This window comes from Bradyrhizobium erythrophlei (assembly GCF_900129505.1).
In the GTDB taxonomy this organism is placed as follows: domain Bacteria; phylum Pseudomonadota; class Alphaproteobacteria; order Rhizobiales; family Xanthobacteraceae; genus Bradyrhizobium; species Bradyrhizobium erythrophlei_D.
Window position 1 is genome coordinate 5,399,642 of the sequence record NZ_LT670818.1, and the last position, 13,913, is coordinate 5,413,554.

Consider the following 13,913-nt stretch of genomic DNA (forward strand, 5'->3'; position numbering starts at 1 on the left):
GGAGCGATTCAGATGTATCGGTCACGGTCCGATGGAATCACATCCATCGGCCGCCGCAAGCAGAATCCTCATCCCATCGAGGTCGGACGCCAGCTCTCCTGCGGATGACGCCAGTCGATCCCGGACAACAGATAGCCGAGTTGTGCCGGTGAGATCGTCACGACGCCGTCGGCCACGCTCGGCCACAGGAACCGGCCGCGTTCCAGACGCTTGGTGAACAGACAGGCACCCTGGCCGTCATGCCAAATCACCTTCAACAGATCGCCGCGCCGGCCCCGGAAGCAGAACAAATGGCCGCTCAGCGGATCGCGCTTCAGCACCTCCTGCACCAGAAGCGCCAGGCTGGCGAAGCCCTTCCGCATATCGGTATGGCCGGTGGCAAGCCACACCCGAACCCCGCTCGGCAACGGGATCATCGGGCCCGTCCACCCGACAGCGCAGCCACCGCCGCCGTCAACGTCGCGGGATCGACCGCGCCCGTGATCCGAAGTTGCACCCCGCTGGCAAACGCGATCTCGATCGTCCCGCCAGTTCCGGCACAAGCCGCCCATGCCGACGGCTCCGGCGCAACCGAGACAGCCGCAAATTGCACCTCGCTCTCCTGCCGCGGCGCCCCCACGGCTCCTAATGAACCCGTTCGGGCCTGTCGCCGCCAAACCGTCAGCAAATTGGGATGCACATCATGCTGGCGTGCCACTTCGATAACGCTGGCACAAGGCGCAAGACTTTCCTCGACGATCCGACGTTTCTCGGCCGGCGTCCAACGCCGCCGTCGCTCCGGACCCGACAGAATCGAAACCTTGCTCACGTTTGCTCATTTGCTTGCAAATCAATCAGCAAACTATCGCAGGCAAAGTGCAGCCCGGAAGGCGGCCCTCACCGGAGGGTTACGAGCTATTTAAGATACGTGGCGATTGTGATCGTAGCCATCCTAACAGGGAGGATAGAGATGGAGATATACCACGGGCACGCCACAGGAGATGGAAATCTATGAGAAGTTCTACAGCACGTGGATGATGGCGAGTAATCGCGATTTCCGTGCTGCCATAACGAAGATTGCTCGCCAGCGGAATCCAAATTTGAGAACGGTTATTGGATGGCGTGCAAGGCAGAACAACCCGAAATCATGCCCACGCCCGATGCGGCGGCGATGACGCCGCCATGCGTGCAGTCCGAAAAGTTCGGGACCGTGCTGAAGCGGCTGCGGCCGCGTGGGGACAAGGTCGCTCCGGCTTGCTCAAGGGGATAATTGGGCTGGCCCATGCGCTGCGGAGGGCGCTACCGGTTGCCAACTGCGAATGCAACTTTCCTCCTCTGATCTCAGCGAAAAAGTAAAGCTAAAATTAGCGATATCGGCATGAAGGGCGCCGCATTAATTTGGTTTATTCTTCGGGATGACTTGGCCGTCCGCCACCGAAGTGAGCATGACGGGTCGAGCTTGTGATGTATCACCATGCGGACTGCCAAATGGAGTTAGATCCGTCAGAATCACGCTTCGCCGCCGATGGCGGAGCGATAAGATTGGCCGCTCGACAAAGTAATGTATGCAGATCCCTCCGACGATCGACAATGTCAGCGCGATGACGATGTAGGTTGCATCAAACGCCTTGCTCACTCCAAAGAGCGACAGACGTTGCCCAACTAGTTCCGTCGCTCTCAAGAAAAACAGGTGGCTCAAATAAATCGAATACGACGCGCTTCCAATGGCGAGAAACACCAAATTTGGACGGCGCTTTGCGCCTGCCTCCATAGCAAGTGCGCCAGCGACAATTGACGTTGCCGAGAAACCTAGCAAGTCATCGAGCCTGGCAAAGCTGCTGGTGGGAGCCGCAAATAAGGAAAGGAGAATACCCGCTGCGATCAAGGCGGATCCCAATTTTGGAAAATTCAACCAGCCGGCCCGGTAGATGACTGCAAGGACAATACCATCGAGGAACTTGAGCAGGTCGGGGTTGGTATAGGTTGAAAGCAGGGCGCCCGTCGGCTGAAGTGCAAAGCCCAGCAAGACAAGACCTGAAAGACAAAGTCCGAGGATAGTGGCCCGAAGCCCCCGCGACGGGAGGAACATGACAAGTCCAAACACGAGATAAAAAAACATTTCGTAGTCGAGCGACCAGCCGGGAATAAGGATTGGTGCGATCAATCCTGTCTGCACGACGTGAAAGTGTGGAATGAATAAAAAAGATTTCGTCACGTTCTCCGGCGTTATCGCCGTTGAGTGGAATAGTTGGGGAAACAGCAGCGCAGTTAGCACGAGTAGGGAGAGAAAGAACCAGTACAGCGGTACAATGCGAACAACCCGGCGACGCCAGAATTCGATCGACGAAATGTCCGAAGTGGCCGTTGTGTGCCACATGATGAACCCGCTGATGACAAAGAAGATCTCGACGCCAAATCGTCCCAGGCCTGGAATGGCGATATAGTCGATCTCGGTGGTCGGGCTTAGCATATGATGGAGAACGACCATGATTGCCGCGCCCCCCCGCAAATATTGGATCGTGACGACTTCTTTGCTCATAATACTTTATCCTGGACCATCGTCCGATTTGCTGTCCGGCCCTAGAGGCACGCGCGAGTAGATCTTCCGCGCTGCGCTAGTCCAAATCAAAAACAGGAAATCTACATTTCGTAATCACTAGCGTTACGTCTGAGTATTCTCTGGTCTCGATATTCCATCCAAAGACGATATTCCAGAATCGGGCCGAGATCGACGTAACGGATTCAATTTGCGTGCCGGATTCAGGTCGGCATCGAAGATGAGTCGCACTACTGTCGACGCATAAATGCCCTAAACCCTGGCGCCTCACTTCTCTGCCCCAACATTGGTCATTCTTTTCAACCGCTTAATGGGGTGTGGCCAATCAGCTGACAAGTCAAGAAAAAGCCTTAGGCTGTCGTTAACCGTATTGACTAGGGCCGTGCGGGACGGCGCTATGGGGGCGGACGGTTTCGGGGACTTCACGAGACTTATCGGTTTTTGTCGATTTGCGAGCCGCAGGACTTATCCGCCTGGCGTGTTCGACGATTTTTGACAAATAGCTTTTGAATCGGATCAAACTTGGGGAAAGTAGGTCTTATTTTGCATCGGAGCATCACCAGGTCGCGCCTAGGCCGCGGAGACACCCGGGCTGACAAACCGGCCGGTTTGCTCGCGAAGGACAAGGTAATATTGCACCTCTATTACCAAGATGCCAACTATCGCCTTAAAACTACTCATCAATTCTTCGGTTCCATCCGAACCACTCTTAAACACGTGCTCTCTAGCGTCGGCCGTGGTCTGAAGGCATTCGCGCCAGCAGGCCCCGGACATCTCCGATCGATGAGGCCATCGTGTTGAAGCTGCCATCTAGCAATTTCTCCCAGCGGCTGAAAAATCAGCAAGCGCTCGACGACGGCGTTTCTGATAGCGATCCGCTGGCGTGGTATGAACAGGCCATAGCGAACAACCCCGTAACTGTCGGCGCTCCGGCCGGTTCCGCTTTGGTATCGCCCAATGGTGCTTCGGCCGCGCTCAATAATCGCGATGCGACTGCGGTTGATACGTTGGAAATCGTCCAAGCCGCAATGACATCGCCCAGCGTCGAAATCGCACCCGCGGTGACGATCGCGGACGGCGCCAGCGTCGAAATCGCCGGAGTTAGCGCGCAGTCCGTGAATTTCACGGGGACGACCGGCACTCTCAAGCTCGATAACTCACTCGCCTTCACGGGTGTAGTCACGGGACTGGCGGGATCTGACGGGATCGACCTTGCCGACGTGAACTATGGAGTACAGACCCAGGTAACGTTCCTGGGTAACACCGCTGGTGGTACCCTCACGATTACGGATGGAATGCACACCGCCGACGTCGCGTTGCAGGGCGACTACCTGTCTTCGACATGGACTCTCTCGAGCGACGGCAATGGCGGCACGATCGTTGTCGATCCAGCAGTGAACACAAACTGGCAAACGCTTAAGGTGGGCGCGGGCGGTTACATTCGAAACTTTGACATCGCGCCCGACGGAACCATGGTTGGCCGCACCGATTCCTACGGCGCCTATCTTTGGAACGGCACCCAGTGGGTGCAGCTCGTCACCGCCACGAGCATGCCAGCGGCATTTGTGGCGGCAACTCAAAATACCGGAGACACCGCGCAAGGGGTCTACGAAATTCAGATTGCCGATAGCAATACCCAAGTTCTTTACATGATGTACGACGGCTACGTGTTCAAGAGCACGAACCGGGGAACGACATGGACGCAAACTTCATTTGCTCAGGTCAATGCCTATCCAAACGGGGGTACTGCCCAATACGGGCAGAAGATGGCTATCGATCCAAACAACCCAAATATCGTTTATGTTGGGACACCGTCGAACGGCCTGTGGGTGACCACAAACGGAGGAACCACCTGGCAACAGGTAAGCCAGTTTCCAGCCGCGACCGGGCTGGACAGCGGCAATTCTCCTATCGGGATCACAGGTATGTTGTTCGATCCTGCCGTCGGCGGCGTCGTTAACGGCGTCACCCAAACGATCTTTGCGGAGAGCAACGGCAACGGCGTCTATATGAGCACCAACGGGGGTGCCTCATGGACGCTGCTCAGCGGCGGACCGACGACCGTAACAGACGCGGCTGTCTCGTCGACCGGCATTTATTACGCTTCTGACGGCAATAACCTTTGGAGTTACGCGAACGGTCAGTGGACTGAACAGCCAACCGGGATGAACGGGCAGGGCATTCAAGCAGTTGCCGTGAATCCCTCAAATCCCAATGAAATCGTTGTGGTGTCGCCAGGAGGAACTCTCAGTGTAACTTACAATGGCGGCGCAACCTGGAGCGGCATTGATTGGAACAGTAACCAGGTCAGCGCCACCGACATCCCCTGGTTGCAAGGTGCTAATACAGGCCCCAATTTCAATTTTCTGACCATTGGCGGAGTGTCTTTTAACCCACTGGTACCGAACCAGCTCATCGCATCGGCCGGCACGGGCGTCTGGAATACGACGATCCCGGCCAACGTTGGAGGCTTTACGCCGATCACCTGGATTGACCAAAGTGTCGGTATCGAGCAGCTGGTCGCCAATGAAATCATTGTGCCGCCAGGTGGCAATCCGGTTCTGGCGTCCTGGGATCGTCCTTTCTTTTACATCAGCAATCTCAACGCCTATCCCTCGACCTACGGCCCTGTCGACAGCGTCAATATCGATGCTGGATGGTCGGTCGATTATGCGTCGTCAAATCCGAGCTTCGTCACGGGTCTCGTCCAAAACGGAGTTGCGGTCTACTCGACCGATGGCGGCCAGACCTGGAGCAACTTTGCAAGTGAGCCGGTATTTCCGGGCCAGGCAAATGGAGGAACCATCGCCGCTAGCACGCCACAAAACATTATCGACGCGCCAGGGGATGGAGTCCAACCTTATTACACCCTCGACGGTGGCGTGAGCTGGCACCCCATCACTTTGCCGGGGGTGAGCAGCTGGAGCGGTTTTGAAGGCTCCTATTACCTCGACGAGCGCTCCGTCACCGCCGACCGCGTGTCTCCCAATACGTTCTATCTCTATTATCCGGGAAATGGCGTCTACAAATCCACCGATGGTGGGGCATCATGGACCCAAGTCTATAACGGCAATGATGGATTTGGCAGTCAGTGGAACGGCTATATCACCCCGTTTAACTGGTACAATAATGAGATCATGTCGGTCCCCGGTGAGGCCGGCAACCTGTTTTTTACCGGCGGAAACCAAGGTACTGGCCCAGGCACACTAAATCCCTTTATGGTTTCGACCAACGGCGGCGCCGCCTGGACAGCCGTTCCCAACGTGATGAACGTTACTTGCTTCGGATTCGGCGCGCCGGCAACCGCGGGCGGATATCCCGCCATATATATCGTTGGCTATGTCAATAACGTCTATGGCATCTGGCAATCCGTCAACAACGCCCAGTCCTGGACCCAGATCGGAACCTACGCGAACAACAGTCTCGATACCATCAAGACGATTTCAGGCGATCCCAACATTTTTGGTCAGGTATATGTCGGCTTTGCGGGCTCAGGTTACGCAGTATTGGAGGCGCAACCTACCGGGCCTGCGGTCACCGCCATCGTTACCACGCCAACAACTGGACATCTGAACGCCGGAAACACCGTCACATTGACGCTAGATATGAGCGTGGCAGTGACTGTCGCTGGCGGCACCCCGACGCTCTCGCTCAACGATGGCGGCATCGCAACTTATACGGGTGGTTCCGGAACCAATGCGCTGAGCTTCACTTACACTGTTGGGGCCGGGCAAAATACGGCCTCCTTGGCCGCGAGCGCGATCAACCTCAACGGCGCGACGATCCAGGACAGCGGAGGAAATGCCGCCTACCTGCCACTGAACTCCGTAACCCAGACCGGTCCGCAGATCGATACGACGACACCAACGGTAGCGTCCGTATTGGAATCTCCTTCAACCGGCCACCTTAACACCGGCACCACGGTCACGCTGACGCTCGCCATGAGCGAGATAGTAACGGTCAATACAACAAATGGCACCCCGACGCTGACGCTCAACGACGGCGGTACGGCGACCTACGCCAGCGGCTCCGGCAGCAACAACTTAGTCTTCACCTACACGATAGGAGCCGGTCAGGTCACTACGTCGCTGGCAGCGACGTCTTTTAATCTCAACGGTGCCACGATTGCTGACGCAGCTGGCAATGCCGTCAATTCCTCGCTCAGTGGCCTGACCGAGGCTGGCCCGCAAATCAATACCACGGCGCAACCGTTGGGAGTGGACGGAAACGGCTTCTCGAATGCGCTTGGCGTGTCTTCGGCCCAGGTTACGTTGACCACGACGAACGCCAACGACGTTTTAATTTTGAACATTCTCGAAAATGGCACGTCGATCAGCTCGATTTCCGACACGGCTGGTCTGACTTGGACGCTGAAGGCGGTTGCCGGTTCGGCGAGCGGCCCGCTGTATCAATATTATGCGATTGCGCCGAACGCTCTTCCATCTGATGCGATCACAGTCAACTTTGCGGCCGCGGCCGCTTACGTCGACTTGAATGCGTTTGGCATTAGCGGCGCGAACACATCTTCACCGTTCGATACCAACGCCTCACTACCGGGGACCTCTAACAGCTCGACCGTCTCGGCGACCACTAGCAACGCCAACGATTTCATATTTGCTACCTATCGTTTTGGATCGACCTCGAGCCCGACCGCGGGCTCTGGATGGAACACCATCAATGCGACCGGTAATTACTACCTGTCGGAATACCAAGTCGTATCGGCGACCCAGGCTGGGCTTGTGGCAGGGGCATCAGCGGCGGACCAGGACGGAGGGATCATTACTGCAGTCGTGGCCGCAACTTTGTCGACTGGCACGACGCCAACCTCAATTGTCGAATCGCCGTCATCTGGCGATCTGAAAGCCGGCAACTCCATCACGCTCACGCTGAATTACAGCGGTGCGATGACGGTTGCGGGCGGCGTCCCGACGCTCACGCTCAATGACGGCGGCACCGCGACCTACACAGGTGGCTCCGGCACCAGCGCGCTGACCTTCAGCTACACGGTTGGGGCGGGCGAGAATACGGGATCGTTGGCGGCGACGGCGATCAGCCTCAACGGAGCGACGATACAGGACAGCGGTGGGCACGCCGCCAGCGTTTCGCTGTCTGGCGTTACTCAGACCGGCCCGCAAATCGATACCACGACGCCGACGGTGGCGTCGCTGGTAGCGTCCGGGAGCGGCATCACCGCCGGCACCGGCGACCTCGGGGTGGGCAAGGTTGTAACGCTGACCCTCAACCTCAGCGAAGCAGTGACTGTAGCGGGCGGGAGTCCGACGCTGACGCTCAACGACGGCGGCACAGCGACCTATACCGGCGGCAGCGGAACCAATGCGCTGACCTTCAGCTACACGGTGGCGGCCGGCCAGAACACCGCCGATTTGGCGGTGACGGCATTCAATCCGGGCACGGCCACCGTCAAGGATGGCGCGGGCAATGCCGCCGACCTCACTGGCGGGGTGACCAACCCGGGTGGCACGTTGCAGATCGACACCACGGCCCCGACGGTGGCGTCGCTGGTGGCGTCGGGCACCGGCATCACTGCTGGATCAGGCGATCTCACGACTGGCAAGGTTGTCACGCTGACGCTCAACCTCAGCGAGGCGGTGACGGTTGCGGGCGGCACGCCGACGATGACGCTGAACGACGGCGGCACCGCGACCTATACCGGCGGCACCGGCACCAATGCGCTGACATTCAGTTACACGGTAGCGGCCGGCCAGACCACCGCCGACCTGACCGTGACGGCGGTCAATCTCGGTACTGCAACCGTCACCGACGGCGCCGGCAATGCCGCCAATCTTGCCGGTGCGGTGACCAACCCATCCGGCACCCTGCAAATCGACACCACGGCGCCGACGGTGGCGTCGGTGGTGGCATCTGGCACCGGCATCACCGCCGGCACCGGCATCCTCGGGGCTGGCAGCGTGGTGACGCTGACCGTGAACCTCAGCGAGGCGGTCACGGTTGCGGGCGGCACGCCGACGCTGACCCTCAACGACGGTGGCACCGCGACCTATACTGGCGGCACTGGCACCAACGCGCTGACCTTCAGCTACACTGTAGCAGCCGGCCAAAATACCGCGGATCTGGCGGTGACGGCGGTCAATCTGGGCACGGCGACCGTCAAGGACGGCGCCGGCAATGCCGCCAACCTCACCGGTGCTGTGACCAATCCGGCCGGCACGCTGCAGATCTCCTCCACGGGGCCGACCGTGTTGTCGCTCGTGGCGACGGGCACTGGCATCACGGCCGGGGCGGGCGACCTGGCGGTTGGTAGTGTGGTGACCCTGACGGTTAATTTGAGCGCGGCGGTGACGGTTGCCGGCGGCACTCCGACGCTGACCCTTAACGACGGCGGCACCGCGACCTATACCGGCGGTACGGGCACCAATGCACTGACCTTCAGTTACACGGTCGGGGCAGGCCAGAACACCGCCGATTTGGCGGTAACGGCGGTCAATCTGGGCACAGCGACCGTCACGGACGGCGCCAGCAATCCCGCCAATCTCACGGGTGCGGTGACCAACCCGACCGGCACCTTGCAGATCGACACCACGGCGCCAACCGTGGCGTCGCTGGTGGCATCCGGCACCGGCATCTCGGCTGGTGCCGGCGATCTCGGGGCTGGCAAGGTTGTCACGCTGACGCTCAACCTCAGCGAAGCAGTGACGGTTGCGGGCGGGACTCCGACCCTGACCCTCAACGACGGTGGCACCGCCACCTATACCGGCGGGACCGGCACCAATGCGCTGACCTTCAGTTACACGGTGGCGGCCGGCCAGAACACCGCCGACCTGGCGGTGACGGCATTCAATCCGGGCACGGCGACCGTCAAGGACGGCGCCGGCAATGCCGCCGACCTTACCGGCGCGGTGACCAATCCATCCGGCACGCTTCAGATCGACACCACGACGCCGACAGTCGCTTCGGTGGTGGCATCGGGCACCGGCATCACGGCCGGTGCTGGTGACCTTGGGGCCGGCAGCGTGGTGACGCTGACCGTGAACCTCAGCGAGACAGTGACGGTCGCGGGCGGCACGCCGACGCTGACGCTCAACGACGGCGGCACCGCGACCTATGCCGGCGGCACCGGCAGCAACGCGCTGACTTTCAGCTACACCGTCGGGGCCGGCCAGAACACGGCCGACCTCGCGGTGACGGCGGTTAACCTCGGCACGGCGACCGTCAAGGACGGCGCCGGCAACGCCGCCGACCTCACCGGCGCGGTGACCAATCCATCCGGCACGCTTCAGATCGACACCACGACGCCGACAGTGGCTTCGGTGGTGGCATCGGGCACCGGCATCACGGCCGGCGCCGGCGACCTTGCGGCCGGCAGCGTGGTGACGCTGACCGTGAACCTCAGCGAGGCCGTGACGGTTGCGGGCGGCACGCCGACGCTGACCCTCAACGACGGCGGCACCGCGACCTATACCGGCGGCACTGGCACCAACGCGCTGACCTTCAGCTATACGGTGGCTGCCGGCCAGACCACTGCCGATTTGGCGGTTACGGCATTCAATCCGGGCACGGCGACCGTCAAGGATGGCGCCGGCAATGCCGCCAACCTCAGCGGTGCTGTGACCAATCCGGCCGGCACGCTGCAGATCGACACCACTGCGCCGACGGTGGCGTCGCTGGTGGCCTCCGGCACCGGCATCACCGCCGGGGCGGGCGACCTCGCGGCCGGAAGCGTCGTGACCCTTACGCTTAACCTCAGCGAGGCGGTGACGATTGCGGGCGGCACGCCGACGCTGACGCTCAACGACGGCGGCACCGCGACCTACACCGGCGGCAGCGGCAGCAATGCACTGACCTTCAGCTACACGGTGGCTGCCGGCCAGAACACCGCCGACCTGGCGGTGACCGCGGTCAATCTAGGGACGGCCACCGTCAAGGATGGCGCCGGCAATGCCGCCAATCTCACCGGTGCGGTGACCAATCCGACCGGCACTCTGCAGGTCGACACCACGGCGCCGACGGTAGCATCGCTGGTGGCATCGGGCACCGGCATCACGGCCGGCTCCGGTGATCTCGGGGCTGGCAAGGTTGTCACGCTGACGCTCAGCCTCAGCGAGGCAGTGACCGTTGCGGGCGGCACGCCGACGCTGATCCTCAACGATGGTGGCACCGCGACCTATACGGGCGGCACCGGCACCAATGCGCTGACCTTCAGCTACACCGTCGGGGCCGGTCAGAACACGGCCGACCTGGCGGTGGCGGCGGTCAACCTGGGTACGGCGACCGTCAAGGACGGCGCCGGTAATGCCGCCAATCTCTCCGGCGCGGTGACGACCCCGGCCGGCACGCTGCAGATCGACACGACAACCCCGACGGTGACGCAGGTCGTCGCCTCACCGGGGAGTGGCATTGCAAATCCGGGTACAACGATCACGCTGACGCTCGACCTGAGCGAGGCGGTGACAGTTGTTGGCAGGCCGACGCTCACCCTGAATGACGGCGCCACAGCGACCTATATCGGCGGTTCTGGCACCAATGCGCTGACCTTTATTTATACAGTCACGCCGACAGACGCCACCGTTCCAACTCTGGCAATTACCCAAGTCAATTTGCCGGGCGGAGCAACTGTAACTGACGGCGCTGGAAACGCAGCCGATCTTTCGGGCGCCGTGACCTCGTTCCCAGGGTTGGGAATCGACCCACCGCCAAGCTTTATTTCGCTCGCGATCTCGCCGTCGACCGGTGACCTGCGCGCCGGAAACACGGTTACGCTGACGCTCGGCCTGAATGATGCCGTGACGGTTGTAGGCGGCATCCCGACGCTGACGCTCAACGACGGCGGTACCGCGACTTATACCGGCGGCTCCGGTACCAACGCGCTGACCTTCAGCTACACGGTTGCAACTGGTCAGAATATCGCGGCTCTGGCGGTGACGGCAGTCAACCTCAACGGCGCGACGGTGCAATTCAGCGGTACTGACGCCGACCTGTCGTTGGCCGGACTAACCCAGACGGGTCCGCAGATCGACACTACGACGCCGACAGTGTCCTCCGTGGTCGCGTCGGGCAGCGGGATCACAGCCGGGTCCGGCGACCTGCCAACCGGCCGCGTGGTAACGCTGACGCTCAATTTGAGCGAGGCCGTAACGGTTGCGGGCGGTACCCCGACGCTGACCCTCAACGACGGTGGCACCGCGACCTATTCGGGCGGCACCGGCAGCAATGCGCTGACCTTCAGCTACACGGTGGCTGCCGGCCAGAACACCGCCGATCTGGCGGTGACGGCCGTCAATCTGGGCACGGCGACCGTCAAGGACGGCGCCGGCAACGCCGCCAACCTTTCCGCTGCGGTGACCAATCCCACTGGAACGCTGCAGATCGACACCACGACGCACCTTACGCAAGCTGGGAATACCTATTTCCTTTACAACAGCGTTGGATCGGGACCTCCGCTTAGATATGGTGGCACGCTCGTGACTCCCGGCGAGTTTGGCAGCTACACGCCGATCGGCGCGGTGCAGGTGGCAGGCGGTTACGACGTCGCGTGGAAAAACACGAGTACCGGTCAGTACACGGTGTGGAGCACTGACAGTAACGGCAATTACCAGTCGAATCTCACGCCCGCCGTATCGGGAAACACCACCGCGTTAGAAGCGCTGGAGACTACCTTCCAGCAGGACCTCAATGGCGATGGTACCATCGGTATTGTCACTACCGTGATCCGGACCGATGGATCGACCGCGCTCACGGAAGTCGGGAATAATTTCTATCTTTACAATGGTGGCACGGGCCCCGAACTGACATATGCCGGCGCGGCCGTCACCGTTGGACAGTTCGGCAGCTACACGCCGATCGGCGCGGTGCAGGTGGCGGGCGGTTACGATGTTGCGTGGAAAGATCCTAACAGCGGTCTGTACACGGTGTGGAGCACCAACAGTAACGGCAAATACCAATCGAATCTTATGCCCGCCGTATCGGGAAACACCACCGCGTTGGAAGCGCTGGAGACTACCTTCCAGCAGGACCTCAATGGAGATGGTACCATCGGTGTTGTCACTACCGTGATCCGGACCGATGGATCGACCGCGCTCACGGAAGTCGGGAATAATTTTTATCTTTACAATGGTGGCACGGGCCCCGAACTGACATATGCCGGCGCGGCCGTCACCGTTGGCGAGTTCGGCAGCTACACGCCGATCGGCGCGGTGCAGGTGGCAGGCGGTTACGACGTCGCGTGGAAAGATCCTAACAGCGGTCTGTACACGGTGTGGAGCACTAACAGTAACGGCAAATACCAATCGAATCTGACGCCCGCCGTATCGGGAAACACCACCGCGTTGGAAGCGCTGGAGACTACCTTCCAGCAGGACCTCAATGGCGATGGTACCATCGGTGTTGTCACTACCGTGATCCAGACCGATGGGCCGACCGCGCTCACGGAAGTCGGGAATAATTTCTATCTTTATAATGGTGGCACGGGCCCCGAACTGACATATGCCGGCGCGGCCGTCACCGTTGGAGAGTTCGGCGGCTACACGCCGATCGGCGCGGTGCAGGTGGCGGGCGGTTACGATGTTGCGTGGAAAGATCCTAACAGCGGTCTGTACACGGTCTGGCGCACCGACAGTAACGGCAATTACCAGTCGAATCTCACCCCCGCCGTATCGGGGAACAACACAACGCTGCAAGCGCTGGAGACCACCTTCCACCAGGATCTGAATGGCGATGGGGTCATGTTCACGTCCGGCACCGGGAGCACTGTTAGCGCTGGCAACCTCTTAATCGGGGCGGGTGCGAGTGTGGAACTGACCGGTGCATATTCGGGAACAATTACATTCGCAGGCTCAGCCGGCACGCTCAAGATCGATAATTCCGCGAGCTTCACTGGTTCGATCGGCGGGCAGCTTGCGATTGGTGACGTGATCGACCTGCCGAACATCACCGCTGGGGCGGGTGCCACACTCGGCTATTCAGGCAACAACGGGCCCGGCACGCTGACGGTCAGTGATGGAACCCACACGGACAGCATTGCTCTTCTCGGCAATTATTCGTTGGCGAACTTCACCGCTTCGAGCGATGGCAATGGTGGAACATCGTTCATCGACCCGCCGCTGCCAACGAGCCAAAGCGACACCGCATTGAACCAACAATTGGCGCTATTTTCGCAACACATCGCCTCGGCATTTCCGTCTTCGGCGTTTAGTGACGGTAGCCCGTCCACACTTGGCATTTCTGAATCGGGAATTGGCCAGCCGCCGCCATTGACCCAACCGGTTGCAACCCAGCAGCATGCCTGAGTAAATCAATAATCCCGGACAGCCGAGCTTCGTCACAGCAGCGTTGCAGTCGGTGGCCCGCAGGTACGCGGGATGGCAGCCTGACCAGACGGAGATCACTTATCGACAGGGAA

At 60.3% G+C, this 13,913-nt stretch carries 4 protein-coding genes; 1 reads left to right on the forward strand and 3 read right to left on the reverse strand.

From position 1 onward, the window contains the following. Positions 1-68 precede the first annotated feature (68 nt). The 3 genes from tnpB to B5525_RS24885 all read right to left on the reverse strand — a co-directional run bounded on the left by tnpB (position 69) and on the right by B5525_RS24885 (position 2,518). A complete protein-coding gene (gene tnpB / locus B5525_RS24875; protein ID WP_079568368.1) occupies positions 69-416 on the reverse strand; it encodes an IS66 family insertion sequence element accessory protein TnpB in 348 nt (115 codons plus the stop codon). Then, positions 413-808 (reverse strand): IS66-like element accessory protein TnpA, encoded by a 396-nt coding sequence (gene tnpA / locus B5525_RS47930; protein ID WP_079568369.1) that lies wholly within the window; start codon positions 806-808, stop codon positions 413-415. Before tnpA ends, tnpB begins: the two co-directional genes overlap by 4 nt. A gap of 564 nt (positions 809-1,372) precedes the next feature. After that, the gene (locus B5525_RS24885; protein ID WP_079568370.1) at positions 1,373-2,518 is read right to left on the reverse strand and encodes an acyltransferase family protein; all 1,146 of its coding nucleotides are present in this window, start codon (positions 2,516-2,518) and stop codon (positions 1,373-1,375) included. 812 nt (positions 2,519-3,330) lie between these two features. On the opposite strand from B5525_RS24885, the gene B5525_RS24895 reads away from it, so the two are divergent. Further along, complete coding sequence (locus B5525_RS24895; RefSeq protein ID WP_154073413.1) at positions 3,331-13,800, forward strand: beta strand repeat-containing protein; 10,470 nt, start codon at positions 3,331-3,333, stop codon at positions 13,798-13,800. Positions 13,801-13,913 lie beyond the last annotated feature (113 nt).

Coding starts and splice junctions, on each gene's coding strand:
- B5525_RS24885 (WP_079568370.1), bottom strand. CDS start 2,518: ATGAGCAAAGAAGTCGTCACGATCCAATATTTGCGGGGGGGCGCGGCA.
- tnpB (WP_079568368.1), bottom strand. CDS start 416: ATGATCCCGTTGCCGAGCGGGGTTCGGGTGTGGCTTGCCACCGGCCAT.